Annotated in this window: 17 protein-coding genes and 1 pseudogene; 5 read left to right on the forward strand and 13 right to left on the reverse strand. The window is 65.5% G+C overall.

Features of this window, described 5'->3' with window-relative positions; translation table 11 throughout:
* Nucleotides 1-305: 305 nt before the first annotated feature.
* Nucleotides 306-506, forward strand: a complete 201-nt coding sequence (locus ABZ803_RS14410) for a hypothetical protein (RefSeq protein WP_357037135.1) — start codon at nucleotides 306-308, stop codon at nucleotides 504-506.
* Here the strand turns inward: ABZ803_RS14410 and ABZ803_RS14415 are convergent.
* Complete coding sequence (locus ABZ803_RS14415; protein ID WP_357037137.1) at nucleotides 483-1,784, reverse strand: cytochrome P450; 1,302 nt, start codon at nucleotides 1,782-1,784, stop codon at nucleotides 483-485. The genes ABZ803_RS14410 and ABZ803_RS14415 overlap by 24 nt on opposite strands.
* Before the next feature lie 276 nt (nucleotides 1,785-2,060).
* Here ABZ803_RS14415 and ABZ803_RS14420 point away from each other — a divergent pair, with 276 nt between their 5' ends.
* Nucleotides 2,061-2,495 (forward strand): hypothetical protein, encoded by a 435-nt coding sequence (locus ABZ803_RS14420; protein WP_357037140.1) that lies wholly within the window; start codon nucleotides 2,061-2,063, stop codon nucleotides 2,493-2,495.
* Between the two features lie 39 nt (nucleotides 2,496-2,534).
* Here the strand turns inward: ABZ803_RS14420 and ABZ803_RS14425 are convergent, their stop codons facing one another.
* Nucleotides 2,535-2,744, reverse strand: a complete 210-nt coding sequence (locus ABZ803_RS14425; RefSeq protein ID WP_040871865.1) for a TOBE domain-containing protein — start codon at nucleotides 2,742-2,744, stop codon at nucleotides 2,535-2,537.
* Nucleotides 2,745-2,957: 213 nt separating this feature from the next.
* Nucleotides 2,958-3,290 (reverse strand): hypothetical protein, encoded by a 333-nt coding sequence (locus tag ABZ803_RS14430; RefSeq protein ID WP_357037143.1) that lies wholly within the window; start codon nucleotides 3,288-3,290, stop codon nucleotides 2,958-2,960.
* Nucleotides 3,291-3,967: 677 nt separating this feature from the next.
* Here ABZ803_RS14430 and ABZ803_RS14435 point away from each other — a divergent pair.
* Complete coding sequence (locus ABZ803_RS14435) at nucleotides 3,968-4,399, forward strand: hypothetical protein (RefSeq protein WP_062977222.1); 432 nt, start codon at nucleotides 3,968-3,970, stop codon at nucleotides 4,397-4,399.
* An 89-nt stretch (nucleotides 4,400-4,488) separates the two neighbouring features.
* On the opposite strand, the gene ABZ803_RS14440 is transcribed toward ABZ803_RS14435, so the two are convergent.
* The 5 genes from ABZ803_RS14440 to ABZ803_RS14460 all read right to left on the reverse strand — a co-directional run bounded on the left by ABZ803_RS14440 (nucleotide 4,489) and on the right by ABZ803_RS14460 (nucleotide 8,114).
* Nucleotides 4,489-5,514 carry a hypothetical protein gene (locus ABZ803_RS14440; RefSeq protein ID WP_357037146.1) on the reverse strand — a complete coding sequence of 342 codons (1,026 nt, stop codon included), beginning with the start codon at nucleotides 5,512-5,514 and terminating at the stop codon, nucleotides 4,489-4,491.
* Between the two features lie 4 nt (nucleotides 5,515-5,518).
* Complete coding sequence (locus ABZ803_RS14445; RefSeq protein WP_357037149.1) at nucleotides 5,519-6,058, reverse strand: hypothetical protein; 540 nt, start codon at nucleotides 6,056-6,058, stop codon at nucleotides 5,519-5,521.
* A gap of 219 nt (nucleotides 6,059-6,277) precedes the next feature.
* A complete protein-coding gene (locus ABZ803_RS14450; RefSeq protein WP_357037152.1) occupies nucleotides 6,278-6,856 on the reverse strand; it encodes a recombinase family protein in 579 nt (192 codons plus the stop codon).
* A gap of 139 nt (nucleotides 6,857-6,995) precedes the next feature.
* A complete protein-coding gene (locus tag ABZ803_RS14455; RefSeq protein WP_357037155.1) occupies nucleotides 6,996-7,328 on the reverse strand; it encodes a helix-turn-helix domain-containing protein in 333 nt (110 codons plus the stop codon).
* Nucleotides 7,329-7,439: 111 nt separating this feature from the next.
* Nucleotides 7,440-8,114: an NAD(P)H-dependent oxidoreductase gene (locus tag ABZ803_RS14460; RefSeq protein WP_357037158.1), complete on the reverse strand. Its 675-nt coding sequence runs from the start codon at nucleotides 8,112-8,114 to the stop codon at nucleotides 7,440-7,442.
* A 161-nt stretch (nucleotides 8,115-8,275) separates the two neighbouring features.
* Here ABZ803_RS14460 and ABZ803_RS14465 point away from each other — a divergent pair, with 161 nt between their 5' ends.
* Complete coding sequence (locus ABZ803_RS14465; RefSeq protein WP_357037160.1) at nucleotides 8,276-8,764, forward strand: MarR family transcriptional regulator; 489 nt, start codon at nucleotides 8,276-8,278, stop codon at nucleotides 8,762-8,764.
* Nucleotides 8,765-8,890: 126 nt separating this feature from the next.
* Here the strand turns inward: ABZ803_RS14465 and ABZ803_RS14470 are convergent.
* From ABZ803_RS14470 to ABZ803_RS14480, 3 genes and pseudogenes are all read right to left on the reverse strand, one after another.
* Nucleotides 8,891-9,726, reverse strand: a pseudogene (locus tag ABZ803_RS14470) (DUF4158 domain-containing protein).
* A gap of 196 nt (nucleotides 9,727-9,922) precedes the next feature.
* Entirely contained in the window at nucleotides 9,923-10,711 is a 789-nt protein-coding gene (locus ABZ803_RS14475; protein WP_357037163.1) for an oxygenase MpaB family protein, read from the reverse strand.
* The gene (locus tag ABZ803_RS14480; RefSeq protein WP_357037166.1) at nucleotides 10,708-11,568 is read right to left on the reverse strand and encodes an oxygenase MpaB family protein; all 861 of its coding nucleotides are present in this window, start codon (nucleotides 11,566-11,568) and stop codon (nucleotides 10,708-10,710) included. The genes ABZ803_RS14475 and ABZ803_RS14480 overlap by 4 nt, the downstream gene beginning before the upstream one ends.
* A gap of 207 nt (nucleotides 11,569-11,775) precedes the next feature.
* On the opposite strand from ABZ803_RS14480, the gene ABZ803_RS14485 reads away from it, so the two are divergent.
* On the forward strand, nucleotides 11,776-13,425 hold the full coding sequence (locus tag ABZ803_RS14485) for an acyl-CoA synthetase (RefSeq protein ID WP_357037168.1): 1,650 nt from the start codon (nucleotides 11,776-11,778) through the stop codon (nucleotides 13,423-13,425).
* Here the strand turns inward: ABZ803_RS14485 and ABZ803_RS14490 are convergent, their stop codons facing one another.
* Together ABZ803_RS14490 and ABZ803_RS14495 are read right to left on the reverse strand one after the other, a co-directional pair.
* Nucleotides 13,426-15,204 carry an acyl-CoA dehydrogenase family protein gene (locus ABZ803_RS14490; RefSeq protein WP_357037171.1) on the reverse strand — a complete coding sequence of 593 codons (1,779 nt, stop codon included), beginning with the start codon at nucleotides 15,202-15,204 and terminating at the stop codon, nucleotides 13,426-13,428.
* A 216-nt stretch (nucleotides 15,205-15,420) separates the two neighbouring features.
* A complete protein-coding gene (locus tag ABZ803_RS14495; RefSeq protein WP_357037174.1) occupies nucleotides 15,421-16,335 on the reverse strand; it encodes a cutinase family protein in 915 nt (304 codons plus the stop codon).
* Nucleotides 16,336-16,632 lie beyond the last annotated feature (297 nt).

Below are 16,632 nucleotides of genomic sequence, written 5' to 3' on the forward strand. Positions count from 1 at the left end.
AGCGAGTAACGCGCCGAAACCCTCGACAAAGATGCCGAGGGGGCGGCAGCGACCGCCAGGCAACCTTCCACCGATAAGACGGTGCGGTCGGGCCCGAAGAACTTTCGAGAAATTTCCGCCTCGGATGTCGAGAACCTCCGGCCGGCTCCGTCCCAGGGATACGAGCGGCCACGGAATGCCGCTCGACGACGCCGACGGAGGAGCGATCACCATGCGACCGACCGAGATCACCGAGATCCTGAACCGGCCGATCAGCCAGAAGCTGCTGGCCCGCGACCTGACCCGCCTGGCCTACGTCGCGGCGGATGGCACGCCGCACAGTATCCCCGATCGCCTTCACCTGGAACGGCTCGGAGATCGTCCTGTGCACCACGAAGAACGCCCCCGAGCTGCCCGCCCTGCGCCAGAACCCGATGGTTGCCCTGACCATCGACACCGAGGTCCACCCGCCGAAGATCCTGCTGCGCCGGAGCGCGACCACCTCACCCGCGAGGCAGCGCGGGTGAGGCAGTTACTGCGTTCGTGAATACCGGCCCATTCGGCAGCCCGACGACTACCGGCCGGAAACCGTTCAACTCGCGATCGGTCCGAGGAGCACAGGCAGAACGAGCGGCCCGCAAGTGATGAACTGCGGGCTGAGCGGGATGGCGTCCGGCTCGCACGCCAGGCGCAGCAGGGGGAAAGCTGTTGAACAGCGTCGACAGCGCGACCCGACTCTCCAGGCGCGCCAGAGGTGCGCCGAGACAGAAGTGCGGTCCTCGACCGAAAGCCAATTGATCTCGGTGATCGTGATCGATATCGAAGACATCGGCGTCCGGATGCCGTCGTAGATCCCGCCCCACCCCGGCGTACCAGCCCACGATCGCGCCAGCGGGAACATCTACCCCGGCGATGGTGACGTCCCGCAGCGCATACCGATTGAACATGACGCAGGCCGACGAACGGAAACGCAGAACCTCCTCCACGACGTCCGACCACCGCTGCTCGGCCCTGGCCTCGGCCAGTTGCGCGGGATGCGAACACAACGCGATGACCGCGTTGCCCAACAAGTGCACCGTCGTCTCGTGGCCGGCGATGATCACCAACCACAACGTCTGGACCAGTTCGTCGTCGGTCAACCCGCTCTCGTCGTTGGCCTGCAACAGAGCGGAAGTCAGGTCGTCACCGGGAGTGCGCCGCTTGCGGCCGAGCAATTCGGTGAGATACGCGAGCATTTCCCGCACCGCCGCCTGCGTCTGCTCCCCTGTGCTGGTGTGCGAAACCACCGTCGTGGTCCAGCGCCGGATCTGCGGTTGTTCGTCGGCGGCCACGCCGAACAGTTCACAGATCACCCGTACCGGAAGGGGCGTGGTGAAACCGGAGACCAAGTCGATCTCGCCGGTGCGATCGCGAAGGTCGTCGATGAGTTCGGCGGCGATCCGCTCGATTCGCGGTTCGAGCGCGGCTACTCGACCGGGAGTGAACGCTTGGGCGATCGTTCTGCGCACTCGCCGGTGCTCGTCGCCGTCCTTGTTGAGCAGATGGTCGATGTCGGTCAACACGCGCAGCGGCCAATCCGCGGGAATGGTGCCGTCGTGCAGTGCGGGGCAGTTGCGGGCGTTCTTGCTGAACAGCGTGCCGTCACCGGCGAGGATTTCGCTCACCGCCTGGTGACTCACCGCCAACCAGGCCTCGACGTTCCCGGGCAGCTCGATCGGAACGAGCGGCCCCCGGCCGCGGATTCGCTCATAGGTGTCGAAGACGGACTCTCCGGCGGTGGGCAGCCGGCTGACGGACTCGGTCACGATATCTCCCCATGGATGCGGACAGATGGGCCGCACGAAGCCGAACGGAGTGCGGTGCCAGTGAGTGTGGACAGCCCTTGCCCGGCACCGACGTGGAACCGGAAGTCTCTGCCTCGGAACCGAATTCCCCGACCCGAAACCAATGAATCGAACCGCCGCCGGCCCCGCGGGGAATCTCACCCGCCGACTTCCCATGCTTCGCGGTGGAAGGGCGGATTCGCGGATATGGTGAATCCCGTTGCACCGAAGCTCTGCGCCGACTGCGGAGGTGAACCGTTGCGCTCCGCATCCGACACCGACGCGGCCGACATGCTCTTCATCCGGTACCAGGCGGCAGCGCCCAACCGTCACGGCCGGTATCCCGGAGTCTTCGCATTGGTCAACGGCCTGGCTCGGGCGGGGCGCCTCACCGCACAGCAAGAGCGGTTCCGGCGCCGTGAAAATGACTGGTACCACGATAATCTCGTCGATCCCGGACGCCTCGATCCCTCGCCCTATGACCGACGCCGCCATCCGGAGGCCGAAGCGTGGTTCAAGTCCTCGGCCACCCATTTGATCGCACGCGTGAACGGCTATCTGGCGATTCTGGACGCCCACGACATCGAATGGTCCCGCCTGAGTTCCGATGCTCCGGGCCGGATCGTCTACGACGATCCCTATCAGGTCGTCGTGGAGCGCTGGCGGCACCCGGCAGGGCGAGAAGGCTGGTGAGCCCGCTCGGCCGGATTCGCCGGTCCGGCAGCAGCGCGACTATTCGACGCCGAGCGCCACCTCTGTCGCTTTGATGAGGACTTTGACGGCCGAGCCCTCGGTGAGTTCCAGGTCGTCGACCGCGTCTCGGGTGATCGAGGAGGTGATCTCGTCACCTCCGGTGAGCCGCACACGGACGACGGCCATGGCCTCGCCGCGGGTGATGGAGATGACGGTGCCGTCGAGTTGATTGCGGGTTGATAGCTGCATGCCGGTTATGGTACGCAGAGCAATCGCGGAAGGTGGGAATTACTGATTGGCATTCCCGGGGCAGCGCGAAGGTCACGGCTGCATTCACGGTGGTCAGCGGTTACACATCGCTGGCACGTGCCGACGCATGCGACGACTCGGGCCGAGCCGTAATGGGCGGTTTACCCAACGGCGATCGAGTTTGCTGTCGCTAGTGCGGGCGGTCTCGATGTCTCACCGTCGAATGCCTCCGGCGACCGGTTGCGCCGCCAGCTTCTCCACCACGGCAAGCAGGTCGTCCAGCAGGGCGCGTGTCCCCTCCATCAGCGCGACGGCCTCACGCGTCATGGTGTTCACTTCCGCGAGCCGCTCGTCCACCGCCGCGAGGGTGGTCCGAGACGCCACCATTGTCTGCGCCGCGGTGGTCAACGTGGTGCTGACGACGTCGAGGGTCGCCTCGGTCCTGGCGAACGTATCCTCCACCCGGCACAAGACCGATTCCACGTCGACGAGAGTTCGCTCGGCCCGGCCGACCATCTCGAACGGCCCCTTCGTCAGCAGTCCCATGACGTCTTTCGTCCTTCCCATCTCAGCCCGCTATCCGCTGCGCGGCACCGTGGACGCTTACGCACACCCGGCCGGTAACGCCGGACCGCCGACGGCCCGTGAATCGCGCCGGTTCGATCGGCGAAACCACAGCTGGAACGCCACTGTTCGAGCACATCCGATTCGAAGTAGAGGGCCTCGACGGAGCAGATCGGCTCACAGGCATACAGTCGATACATTCATCTAGACGGATATCACCCATGCGATTACCGATGTAGTTGCAGGCCACGGGACCATCCGTCGACGAATGGCCGGTCGCGCGCGGCATCGCGACTGTGTATGCCAATTCTTCTACCTATTCCCTAGTAAAGATGCAGCGATCGGTAAAACCGTCGCCGTATCAAGAATTATACTGAAGTATAATAATTATGCCTCGGCACTAGCGGTACGGCGGCTCGAAATATGACCCAAGTCACACCTATGGCACCTCGTCGTCCGGCCACGCGCAAGCCGTAACCCGCACGCACCGCGGACGAGGTGCGTACGGACGCACCGATGCGCCGCAGGGTTGCCCCGTCGAGCACCCGCCGAGTTCGGTGGCGATGACGCGAGAGCCGAGGGTCGTGCGCGCCACGAACCAGCAGTTATGCTGTAGCATAACTGCTGATCGAAGTTCGAGTCGAGAAGGAGCGCGCGGTATGGGCAATGGCGCCTTCTCCGACCGCCTCGAGTACTTGTTCCGAACGATGCCGAACCCCGAAGGCAGACGCTATACCGCCGACGAGATAGCGCGCCGCGCCACCGACCTCGGCTACCCGATTTCGGCGGTATACGTCGCGCAATTGCGTTCCGGGCTGAAGCAGAACCCCTCACTCAAACATGCCACCGGCCTTGCCGCGGCATTCGACGTGGACATTCGATTCTTCACCGATGAGGAAGCCTGGCAGCGCGGCCGCCAAGAGATCGAATACCTGCGCCTGAGCACGGCCCCCGGCCTCGAAGCCGTAGCCTTCCGCGCGATGGATCTGTCCCAGCAGTCGTTGGCCTCGTTGATCGACTACCTGAAGTTCCTCCGCGTACAAGAAGGGCTTCCCCCGGACCCGCCGGATCTGCCTGAACCCCCATCATGAGGCGCGACGACGCCCGGCCGGGGGCCTGTTCGACAGCAGTTCCGCCGCGAGCATCCCGGTAATCGCGGTCGGTGGGCGCCGAAGCCCGGCTACCCGTGGTTTGCGCTCAGGACCGAAGGGGTTCGGGCGTGGAAAAACTCTGCGGCAGCGAGTTCGTAGGCCGCGTGGCGGGAACTGTCGCGCGCTGCGGCGCTGATCGATTCGTGGTCCAGCCGGTAGGCCGCGGCCAACGCCGGTGCTTCGCGTTGCAGCAGTCGTAGGGCGTCGCTGACCTCGATCAACATATCGGTCACGCGTGTTTCCGCGCGCCTGCTCACCCGGGAGCGAAATCGCACCTGCGGGTAGCGTTGCGTCAGCCAATGGTGCAGGGGTGCGAGTCGTTCGATGTAGGAGCGGGCCAGTCGAGCGCTTCGAAGTATCCCCAGCACGACAGGACCGGTTGTGCCGACCACCAGCAGAACACTCACCACGACTTGAAACGAGATGGTAAGGCGTTGCGCCCACAGCGGCGGCATAGCCGGCCATAGACCGACGACGACGAGCACCCAGATCTCGTACCCGACGAGCAGCACGCACACGCCTGCCAGCACACTCAAAAGGATTCGCCGCCACTGGCGCTCGCGCACACCGGCGCGAGCCGCCGCACCCGCCAAGGTGGACATCGCGTGGATCACCACGATCGCCTGGACAGCCCAGTACAGTTGCATCCGCGGATTCCCGGAGAATTCCCGCGCGAAACCCAAGCCATCCGGCTGCTGCGGCGAAGTCATGAAGAGCGAGACCAGAACTACTCCGACAGACCCGTATACCGCGCGTGCCACAAGTACCCGTTGCCGCGTCGGCGGATCGGCCGACAGATGGTTTCGCCAGTACAGGGTGGTCAGGACTATTGCGGTCACAGCGCACAGGTTGCTCGACAAGTATGCGGTGTTGACGCGGAGAGGCGCGAACACGCCCTGGAAGGCCGGAGTGAGCAAGAGGTAGCTGAGCGCGACCAACCCGAGGATGGCGATGGGCCGCCATTGTCCCCGAGCGCCCTGCGGTGCCAGCTGCCATGCCAACGCGCCCAGACCCACACCGATGAACACCGAGATCGCCCCGGCGAACTGTGCCACTCGCCTACTCGATCCGAGTGCGCGGAAAGCCCAGCGCCGCAAGCAACCCGGCAGACTCACCGGTGCCCGCGTCACTCCACAGGATCGTGCGCAGGGTTTGCCTGGCGAAGTCCTCTGCTTCGCGCTCGCTCCCGGTGTCGTAGGCCGATCGGTATCTGACGTGCGCGAAGCGTGCGATGGCTGCGGGACCGAGTATGGAACACAGCGCCTGGCCCGCGTCGACCCGATGCTCGACCGAGGCGTGGCCGTACAGGATGTGGCCTGCCTCGTGCAGCACGGTGTTGATGCGGGCGATCTCGGGCAGGTCGGCGTCGAATTCGATGAGATCTCCCGTGCCGGTGCGCAGCCACCTGCCCGCCACCGATGGCGGCAGACTGGAGCTGGCGGCGATACTGACCGGGATACCACTGGCGGAGGCCAGGATTCGGCCGAACGCGGTCAGTGTGAACGGTTGCAGCTGGGCGGTGCGCCGTTGGACTTCGGTGCGGGTTCGACGCTGCGCGCGACGGGTCGAGTTCGATTTCCAAGTACGGATCGTCGCCACCGCCCATCCTTTGCCACACTCGGTCTGCCTGATTCTGCCGCAGCATGGGGTGTGAGCGTGAGGCGTCTGCGCCCCTGAATTCCCAGGGCATGCTCGCCACGGAAGCAACTCCGCAGCACCGTTTCCGGCTCCGCGCCAGGTCTGGTGCCCCTCGAGGACCGTCCACACAGTGTCGAGGCCCATGACTCCCGAAGCTGACCCACGGGGCAAAGTAGCGTTCTAGCCGCTGGTCGTGGGCTTCTTGTCGAGGTGGGGGTAGATGGTGACGCCGAATTCGGCGGCGATTTGGTTGACGGTGTAGCGGCGTTTGCCGTCGTCGCCGAGTTCGTCGTACATCTGCTGGGCGAGTCTCACTTGGCGTGGCCCGAGCTTGGGTTTCTGGCCGCCGGTGCGGCCGCGGGTTCGTGCGGCGGTGAGGCCGTCGCGGGTGCGTTCGGACATGAGGGCGTGCTCGAATTCGGCGATAGCTCCGAGGATCTGGAAGAACATGCGGCCCATGGCGGTGGAGGTGTCGATGTTCTGGTCGAGCACCACGAGGTCCACGCTGCGGGCTTCGAGGGTCTTGGATAGCTCGATCAGATTCTCGAGTGATCGGCCGAGGCGGTCGAGCTTGGTGACCACAAGTGGGTCGCCTTTGCGGTTGGCCGACAGCAGCGCCTTGTCGAGTTCGGGGCGGCTGGCGAGCTTGCCGGAGGCTTTGTCGACGAAGATCTGGTCGCACTCGGCGGCGGTCAGCGCGTCGTGTTGCGCTTCGGGGTGCTGGTCGCGGGTGGAGACCCGTCCGTAGCCGATTCTCACGGGCGGGAGCGTATCGCGAACCCCCAACAGCGAGACGTTGAAGCGGACACGGCATGTGAGACGCTTCCGACCTGGGCGGATAATCCAGGTGTCGATGTTTCTCGCGAACCTACGTTACCGAGACAGCTGTCGGAGCGGTTCAGGTGCGGCAGCAGAACTTGACGTCGATCTGCACATGATGGCCAGGCGTTGCTTCTCGGACCGCTTCCAGCGGCGATCGTGCCGCCGAGGCCGCACCGAGGGCCATCATCCGGAACGCGATCCGGTAGCCGGTGCCCTCGTGTTCGACCGCCCCCACCCGGACGAGCATCGCGAGGACGGGGTAGGCCGTCGATTTCGGCAGACCGGCGCGGCGCGCCACCTCACTCAGCGTCAGCACGCGGCCGTTACGGAACACGTCCAGCAGATCGAACGCCTTCTGCATGACCGACGACGGACCGGCCGTCTCCCGCACTGCGGCTCCATCGCCCATGTGCAGTCCTTTCAGGAACGCCTTGGGAATGACTGTTCTCGGGTCTGTCTCGCAGATCGGTGCGGGGGCGCGCGGCTCGCGGTGATCTGCGGGACAGACCCGGGGGGGTGGTCAGGCCCCGATCAGTTGGGCGACCCGCACGTCGTGCTCGGCGGCCTGCTCGTGGCCCGTCTTCATCGACTCTTCGGCCAGCCCTCGCAGCGACTCCATCTTCGGGTCCCAGAACGCGTGGGTCAGCTCCGCCTCGGCGATGTGCAGGTCGAGGCCGAAGACGTCGGCCAGGATCCTGCGCAGGTAGGGCGTGGCGTAGTCCCAGCCCTCCTTCGGGGAGCCGGGGCCGTAGCCACCGCCCCGGCTCAGCGTCAGGATCGCCGGCTTGCCCTTGAGCGGCCAGTCACCATGCACCCCCACCTGGGGGTGCTTCAGGATCAGGTCGATCCAGGTCTTGACCTGCTCCGGGACGTTCCAGTTGTACATCGGCACCGCGAACAGGAACGCGTCGGCCTCGAGCAGTTCCGCGCCGAGACGGTCGAGGAGCGCGTGCGCCTCGCGCGGGGCCGGTGCGGCCGGGTTGACGACTTCATGGGCGAGAGCCGTCCACGCGTCCCCGGGCAGCGGCTGGAGCCCGAGGTCACGCCGGACCACGACGCCGCTCGGGTGCTGGGCGAGCCACGCCTGCTCGGCGGTGTCGGCGAGGGCGCGGCTCACCGATCCTTCGGTACGGATGCTCGCGTCGAGACGGAACAGCTTCATGGTGCCGGCACCTCCGAATAGTTCTGCTGTCATGCAGATAGTATGTACAACAGAACATCTGCTCGCAAGAAAAGTGATCTGGGTAACATTTCGTCCCGACACCGGCGCCGAACACGCCCCGAGGCACGATGTCGGGCAGATGTTCTGTAAAACAGACTATCTGCCGGTCTGCAGAAAAGTGCTACGGTGGCGGGATGCCCTCCGAACCCCGCGGCCGAGCGAACAGCAGCGCCAAGTGCCTCGCCCTGGACAACGACCTGGTCTGGGCCATTCGCATGATCTCGGGGGCGCTTCGGCGCGCCGCGGCCGACGCCTCGGAGACCCTGCCCGGAGGATCACGCGCCTACCTGGTCCTCGTGGCATTGGCCGAGGCCGGGGACAAACCCCCCACCCAACTCGAACTGGCTGGCCAGGTCGGTCTCGACCGGACGGTGATGACCTACCTTCTCGACGACCTGGAGGGGCAGGGTCTGCTGTCGCGACGCCCGAACCCGCAGGACCGGCGGGCCCGCCACGTGATCCTGTCGGACGAAGGCCGATCGCAACTGCTGCGCATGCGAACTGATGTCGCGGCCGCCGAAAAACGGCTGCTCGCGGAGTTGAACGACGAACAGCGGGCCCAGTTCCGAGACCTCCTGACCCGGGTCGCGCTCACCGCTCAGCGGGGCACTCTCAAAGACTGAGATATCGCAGACGGCGGCACTCATCCTTGAAACAGGCGGCGGAATTCGGTGGGCGTCATACCCATGTGCTGCCGGAAGAACGTATGAACCGCGGTCGCGTGACTAAACCGACACGCTCTCCCACTGTCACACCAGCGCATCAGTGATCTCCGAGGACCGCTTCCAGCCCAACGCCGCCAGCAACGTCAACCGCACCGACGTGTCGGCAGCGCGCAGATCGGACGGAAACGACCGGGCCGCCCGCGCCCGCCAGGCATCGACCAGCTTCTCGCTGGCATCGCAGAACAGATCCGCCGGCAACTTCACCGTCCGCACCGCCGCCAGCTTGTCGATCTCCCGCAGCAGCGTCTCCAAACTGACCTTGCCCGGATCGGACTTCAACTCTGCCAACAGATTCCGACCATCAGTCACCGGACCGGCATCGACCAGCTCACCGAGCGCAGCCACCGACCCAGCTGACAGCCGCGCCACCGTTCGCTCGCAGAACCGCTGCTCGAACGTCGATCGCGCCGACCCGACCATCCGCTCGCCGCGCCCAGGCGGCTCGATACGCTCAGCGCGGCACTGCACCAGCAGTGCCTCATGCAGCTTCTCCTCGCGGAAGTCCACCGGGCACATCTCAGCCGCAAGCCACTCGGTCAGCCGCTCCTCGTCGGCACGGGTGAACTCGCGGAACCTGAACTCCTCGCGGACCTGCGCACGGTGATACTTCGCCGAACGCCCATGCCAGGGATACTCGCGAACTCCGCCGCATCAACCTTCACCTGCCCGGCAACGTAATCCACCGCGACCGCCGGAAGATCCTCCGGACCGCGTGGGAACCGGCCCTCCAGCTCGAAGAACTTCAGCAACAGGCTGAAACCCAGCCGGGTCGCACCCGCCTTATCGCCCACCAACCGCCAGTCCTTCTCGACCAGCGTCCACGCCCCGATCAGATCCTCGGGCGACCACTCATGACGCACGATCGGCAACCGTAGAGCGAAAACACCTACCCGCGCGTTACTTTGCCCCCGGGGTCAGCTTCGGGAGTCCCGGGCCGTCGAGCACGGTACCCGGAGCATCGAGGCGACGCTCGACTCTGTCTCCGCGGTGATGGTGTAGCGGCCCACAGCTCCCCCCAGGGCAGGGCGGCCGACCGCCGGAACGTCGGCCCGTCTGTCATGCCGATGTCCCGACGGGCGCCGTTCGAGCGGGGTGGAGATACCTCAGGCGATGCGGTGCGGCGCGTGCGGAGTTCCTCAGCATCGACGCATACACCCGCAGCGCGGGCCGGTCCGCCCGATGCTCCGGCACATCGAGCAGATCACGCGCTCGCGGGTGTTGCATCGCTCGTACGACAGCGTTCGGCAACGCCCGTGGTATCCACGCGTCCGGGCGCAACACCTGTGGCGCCAGTCGCAGCGCGGCTGGACTGGCCTGCAGCGCTGTCGCGCAGGTCTGTTCGACATAGTCGCGAAACTCCGGCAGCGTGCCCGGCATATGCCGCGCGGAAATTCCGTAGCGGTCATACCATTCGACGCACTCGCTGTAGAGGCGCTCGCTTTCCGCGGGCGTCAGTGGACGAATGAAGGTGTTGATCGCGAAGAACAGCGTGTCGACATAGGTCGCATGCTGAAAGAAGAAGACATCCGGCCGCAGAGCGTGGTAGCGCGCGCCGAGATCATCGGTGCCACGCACGTGGGCGTGCCCCGCATGGATCAGCGACCGCAGATCACGGTCGGAGTACGCGATCTGCACCATCGCGTTGACGGTGCGGCGCTTGTGCCACCACAGGCGGTAGGTCACGTGCTCGGTGAGCGCCGCGGCGATCGCGGGATGCAGAATCTGCAGAGCCACCGCCCGGGGAAGCGCCAACGCGAAGCGCCGGTCGCCGAGATACTTTCGCAGCAGCGATGGTGGCGGATCCACGGATTCCGAGCCATTCCCACGACGCGGAACGGTCCTCACACCAACGGCTTTCCGAGCGCGCGCCGCCTGCGCATATCGTGGAGGTAGGTCTCGAACGGATACAACCGCCAGCGCTCGGGAAACACTCGCAGTACCAGACCGATCGAGCGCATCGTCACCTCGAAGATCCGCTGGCGGCGAGGGCTCCAAGCCAGCCCCAGTTCGTCGCGGAAATGTTGCGGGAGAAAGCCCGTGGTGAAGAACCGGTTCACCCGGCGGAACGCCCATCGCTCGAGGCGTCGGTAGGGCCCCAGATCGACGACTTCGTCGAGCAGATACGCCCGCACCTCGTCATCCAGGGTGAGATCCGGCAGCTTCGAGTCCCAGTACCGCGCGAACGCCGCGCGATCTCGCGGCCACAACTCCGGTCGCATCTGCAACGTGGTTCCGAACCGGCTGGACTCGCGGTACACCTCGTCGGCCAGATCGTCATCCGCCGGGCCGTACAGGTAGGTCAGGGAATCGATCGTGCCGCGGTAGAGGCACGCCGCGACCCACAACTGCAGTTCCGGATCGAAGGCGTTGTACTTCACCGGACTGTCGGGGCCGGATCGCACATAACGGTGCGACGTGTTCACCGCCGCACGATAGGCCGCCCGGTCTTCCTCGGTGCCGAGCATCGCCACCGCCAGGTAGGTCAGGGTCGTGCGGCCGCGCTTGCGCGGATGCAGGGTGTACCGGCCGCTGTCGACCGTGCTCTCGACAACGCCGCGGCCCACCGGAGGGAAGCTCAGCTGCATGATCACGTTGGCCGGGCCACCCAGCAGTGCCGCAGGGCCCGCCATGTAGCGGCGGCGGCGACCGAGATCCACATCGGGTGAGGGCAGCAGCGGCGCCGACGGTTCAGGACTGGACATGCCGAACTCCCGCGAGATGTTGGTATAAGTTACAAATCATTCTCTCAACAACACGCACGATCGGCAACCACGAACCCCCGGCCGCTCCGGCTTGCGCTCACGCATATGTGACCGCGCATTCTTTCCTCGCGATAGGCGTCATGAGGCGCGGGGGCGGTGTCGGCGGGACGGGGCTCGATCGCCGATCGGCCCAACCGGAGGTATTCCATGAGAAAGACACTGGGATCGCCGCTCGCGGCAGTCCGCTCGATAGCCGACCTGGCATCGGCGGCCGTCGTGCTGGCCAAGCGCGGGATGTTCGATCCGGCGCGCCCGTCCGAGACCATCCGCGTGATGCGGGAGGCTTCCGTGTACGGCCCGTTCGTCACTGTGCTGGCACACGCCACCCGCCGCCATGGCGCCGCCCCCGCCATCACCGATGAACGCGGAACACTTACCTTCGCTCAACTCGATCAGCAGTCGAACGCGCTGGCCCGAGGGCTCATCGGCGCGGGGATAAGCTCCGGCACCGTCCTCGCGGCGCTGTGCCGCGACCACCGCGGAATGGTGTTGACGCTCTTGGCGGCCGGGAAGCTGGGCGCCCGCGTCGTGTTGATGAACACCGGCTTCGCCGGGCCCCAGCTCGCCGAGGTCGCCGAGCGGGAGAACGTCGGGGCGCTCCTGCTCGACAGCGAATTCCTCCCATTGCTCGGCGCGGTTCCCGGATCGGTGCCGCGCATCCTGACCTGGGTGGACGAGGCCGACGCCGTCGAGGCGCAGACACCGACGATCGACCTGCTCATCGCGCCGAACTCGACCGCGCCGCTGCCTGCCCCGAAACGCCCCGGCGGCATCGTCATTCTGACCAGTGGGACCACCGGCACGCCCAAAGGCGCCCCACGAGACAAGGTCTCACCATTGCAATCGGCGCAATTCCTGCACCGGGTGCCGATGCCGCGCAACGACACGGTCGTGATGGCGGCCCCCATCTTCCACGGCACCGGTCTGTCGCAGTTCACTCTCGGCTGGGCGTTGGGCAACAAGATCGTCTTCCAGCAGCGCAAGTTCGATCCGCGACGAACCCTCGCCAACGTCGCCGATCACCGCGCCGCCACCTTGGTCGTCGTACCGACCATGCTGCAACGCATCCTCGACCTCGGCCCCGCCGTGCTCGAGCAGTACGACACGACATCACTGAAAGTCGTCTTCACCGCGGGATCACCCGTCTCGCCGGACCTCAGCAGGCGCACGGCCGACGCTTTCGGTGAGGTGCTGTACAACCTCTACGCCTCGACCGAAGTCGCGGTCGCCGCCGTGGCCACTCCGCACGACATGCGAGTGGCGCCGGGAACCGTCGGCAAACCTCCCGTGGGTTGCCGCGTCGCGCTCTACGACGCGCAGCGCAAGAAGATCACCACACCCGGCGAGGTGGGCACGATCTTCGTCTCGAGCGGACTCAGCTTCTCCGGCTACACCGACGGCCGGAACAAGGAAATCGTCGACGGGCTGCTGTCCAGCGGCGACGTCGGCCACTTCGACGCCGACGGCCGCCTGTTCATCGACGGCCGCGACGACGACATGATCATCTCCGGCGGCGAGAACGTCTACCCACTGGAAGTGGAGAACCTCCTGGTCGACCGCCCCGACATCCTCGAAGCCGCGGTCGTGGGCGTCGAGGACGCGGACTTCGGAAAACGACTGCGCGCCTTCGTCGTTCCCGCCGAGGGCGCCGAGCGCGACCCACAGGAGATCAAGGACTACGTCAGAGCGAACCTCGCCCGCCACAAAGTCCCCCGCGAGGTGGTGTTCGTCGACGAGCTGCCGCGAAACGCCACCGGCAAGCTGATGCGGGGCAAACTGGAGGAGGCCGACATATAACTACGGACTCATCTCGAATGCGCCCGCGTAGCTCATCACCTCGTCGTGCAGACGCGCGGTTCGCTGCTCGTCGACGACCGGTTTGCGCAACACATTCAAGGCCCAATCCTGCTGCGCGGAGGTCGAAGAAGCCTTGGAGAACAGTCCGAGCGCGTAGGCCGAGAAGTCGCGCACGAATACCTCGAAGATGGAATCCACGATGTCTTCGGATGTCCCGACGATCGCGGCCTGCTCCAGGATGAGCTGTCCGTAGGGCAGCAGCGTGAACAACTCCCCCACCGCCAATTGGTAGTCCAGATCCTCCAACTGCGCCGGGGTCGGCGGCGCCTCCACCGGGAACCGGGTGAATCGCTCCGCCTGCTCGATGAAAAGGGCCACGTTGGGCAGGTGGCGGAAATTCGCATAGGCCGACCGCCAATCGGCGAATCGGACCTTGCCCAATCCCGCGGCGCCCGGCTGCCGGAACAGCGATTCGTCGTCGCCCGGATCCCGGCGTACCGGTACCGGAGGCAACTGCGCCGGATCGAAGAGGAAGTTCGGCATGAATTTCAGCGTGAGTGCCATATTGACATGGGCGGTGCCTTCCAGCCGTGGCATGGAGTCGATCGTGCCGCGGGCGGTGGCGAAGTAGCTGTCCTTCTCGAAACCCTTGGCGGAGATGACATCCGAGAGTTCCCGGAACACCCGCTCGGCTTCGCGCGTTACCTTCATCTTGCCGATGGAATTGAACATCACGAAGCGGCGATCCTCCGGGGTCGAGCATCGCATGTAATCGATCGCTCGTTCGTGGTAGAGCCGCATGCCGTTCATGCGAACGTAGCTGTCGGACAGGATTTGCCGAACCTGCCCGAAATCGGTGACGGGATGCCCGAACAGGATCTTGGCGCTCGCGTGGTTGATCGTCTCGTAGAAGCAGTGCTCCACGATGCCCAGCGCGACCATGCCGATATTGAATTTACCGCAGTTGACCGCGGCGAGGGCGGAGTCGAATGCCTTTCGGCCGACGTGCAGTACGTCGTCGGCCGAGACGGGATAGTCCACCAGGTCGTAGGCGGAGACGAAATTCTGGCCGTGGATGACGTTCTTGACCAGCCGATAGTTCGGGTGCTGGCTGTCGGCGATGAACCAGACGTACGCGTCGGGCCCTTCGAGGTCGGTGCGTCGGCCGATGGTCGGCACGATCCGGGCCACGTTGCCGTTGCCGATGTAGTACTTGCTGCCGGTGGCGGTGAACCCGCCCGCACCGTCGGGCGTCAGCAGCATGTCGGTGGCGTAGATGTCGGCTCCGTGATCCTTTTCCGACAGTCCGAAGCCGATGATCCCGCCGCGGTCGAGTTCCTCGGCGGCACGCAGATGCGCCTTGCCGTTGGCGCTCTGCCAGATGGTGGCGAGACCGAGCGTGGACACGCCCCACGCGTACCAGTACTGCGATCCGTAGAAACCGGTGATCTCGTTGAACCGGGAGATGAACGCGGTGTCCCAGCGCTTTTCCGGATCAGCGCCCGAGCTTGCCCGCGGGGTCGCCATGTAGGCGATGATCCGGCTCTCGGCGAGGAACCGCATCCAGTCGTCGTACCACTCCGCCCGGAACGCATCGCTGGTGAGCGCCTGCTTGCCCTTCTTCTCGAAGAAGTCGACCACCGACCGCAGCCGAGCCCTCGTGGCTGGGTCGAATTCCTCGAACGTCTCGGTACTCGGGTTGAACAGGGCCATGGTGAGGCCGCCTTTCGAAGTGATGGCAAGTGCCATCACTTTAGAACTGAAGGCAACCGACGTCAATCTGCGTATGAGCGCGGAGCAGGCGGCACGTCACGTCGAACGCGCGGACACGCGGCACCGATTTGTTTCGTCGGCTGCCCTGACAGCCGGGGCAGCGCCCACCGGCGAAGCCGGACGGTGACCTCACGGCAATCGGATCCAGAAGATGTCCCCGAGTACCCCGCTCGACGGAGCGGCCGCTGAGCGCGACGCATCGCGCTCAGCGGCCGAGGACGATCAGGGGCGGGCTTCCTCGATCAGGCGCTGCCGCAGCCAGGTCAGAGGGGTGAGCGCATCCGGGCCGAGGGTGTATGAGGGGTAACTCTGATGGATGCCGGATTTGAGGAAATCGTCGATCTGTTGCTTTCGCTGTTCGTAGGCGGAGGTGTTGATCTGGTCGGAGAGCAGGCCCAGGCCGCCCGCGGCCAGTGCGTCGCCGATGATCTCGGTCGCCTGTTGCTGATAGTTGCCGATTCTTCCCGGATCCGGATTCGAGAGCTGGACGAAGAAGCCGGCGATCCGTCCGGCGAAGTCACCCTCGGGCATCGCGCAGTACAGATCACCCGCGGCGCAGAAGGTGTAGGTGCGCGGGGTGAGCCAGCCGAAACCTCCCGGGCGAGGTCCGGCCGCTCCGGCGCCCGGGACGGGCGGGCCGATCAGGGTGTCGCTGGGTGAGCGCCGAGGATCGGAGATCAGCCCGACCAGGACCACCCGGTGCGGCGGCATCACGCCCAGGCCGGTGCCGATCTCGGCCGCGAGATCACCTGCGGCGTCCGCGCCTTGGCTGTAGCCGAGCAACGCGATCCGGGTGGCTTCGCACGCTTGCGCCATGTCCGAGGCCAACGTGCGCGCTTTGTCGATCGCCTCTTGCTTGGAGCGGCCGTACACTTCGGTTTCCCAAGGGAACGCCGTCGCCGCGTAAGGAACGTAGTCGACCTGGACGTCGCCGGGTAAACCGTTCAGGCTCGATGCGAGCATTCCTTTACCCGGATCGGTACTGGATGTCTCCCACGTTCCGGGGATCGCCACGACGTACAAGTCCGGGCAATGGCTCGGTGCGCCATCGGCAAAAGGCGCGACACCGAGTTGAACAGTAGCGGTTACCGCTGCGGCCACACACGCGGCGGCTATCGTCTTCCATCGGGTGAACATCGAATTCTCCGTGTTTCAAAGCACCGAGGTCACGTGATCGAGATGGATTGCGGGAATCACAGTACAGCCGGGACGCGCGCAACGTGCACCATTCTCCGGCATCAACACCGGAGGGCCGCGATGCGACACGGCATCGATCACACGCCACCTCGATGTCGCGGACCCGGGTCAGCGGTGTGGTTGGGTCATGTCCCGGTTCATCGTGGGCAGCTCGATACTGATCGGCATCCGCAACTCGGCCAAATACACCAACGCCGCCCGCCGCAAGAACTCATCGAACAACCAATACGCATCCGG

The sequence above is a fragment of the Nocardia sp. NPDC047648 genome, assembly GCF_040642815.1.
In the GTDB taxonomy this organism is placed as follows: domain Bacteria; phylum Actinomycetota; class Actinomycetes; order Mycobacteriales; family Mycobacteriaceae; genus Nocardia; species Nocardia gamkensis.

What these genes read in the sequence shown, in the direction of transcription:
- ABZ803_RS14410 (WP_357037135.1), top strand. Translation starts at nt 306, where the DNA reads ATGGCACGCCGCACAGTATCCCCGATCGCCTTCACCTGGAACGGCTCG.
- ABZ803_RS14425 (WP_040871865.1), bottom strand. Translation starts at nt 2,744, where the DNA reads ATGCAGCTATCAACCCGCAATCAACTCGACGGCACCGTCATCTCCATC.
- ABZ803_RS14430 (WP_357037143.1), bottom strand. Translation starts at nt 3,290, where the DNA reads ATGGGACTGCTGACGAAGGGGCCGTTCGAGATGGTCGGCCGGGCCGAG.
- ABZ803_RS14435 (WP_062977222.1), top strand. Translation starts at nt 3,968, where the DNA reads ATGGGCAATGGCGCCTTCTCCGACCGCCTCGAGTACTTGTTCCGAACG.
- ABZ803_RS14455 (WP_357037155.1), bottom strand. Translation starts at nt 7,328, where the DNA reads ATGGGCGATGGAGCCGCAGTGCGGGAGACGGCCGGTCCGTCGTCGGTC.
- ABZ803_RS14460 (WP_357037158.1), bottom strand. Translation starts at nt 8,114, where the DNA reads ATGACAGCAGAACTATTCGGAGGTGCCGGCACCATGAAGCTGTTCCGT.
- ABZ803_RS14465 (WP_357037160.1), top strand. Translation starts at nt 8,276, where the DNA reads ATGCCCTCCGAACCCCGCGGCCGAGCGAACAGCAGCGCCAAGTGCCTC.
- ABZ803_RS14480 (WP_357037166.1), bottom strand. Translation starts at nt 11,568, where the DNA reads ATGTCCAGTCCTGAACCGTCGGCGCCGCTGCTGCCCTCACCCGATGTG.
- ABZ803_RS14485 (WP_357037168.1), top strand. Translation starts at nt 11,776, where the DNA reads ATGAGAAAGACACTGGGATCGCCGCTCGCGGCAGTCCGCTCGATAGCC.
- ABZ803_RS14495 (WP_357037174.1), bottom strand. Translation starts at nt 16,335, where the DNA reads ATGTTCACCCGATGGAAGACGATAGCCGCCGCGTGTGTGGCCGCAGCG.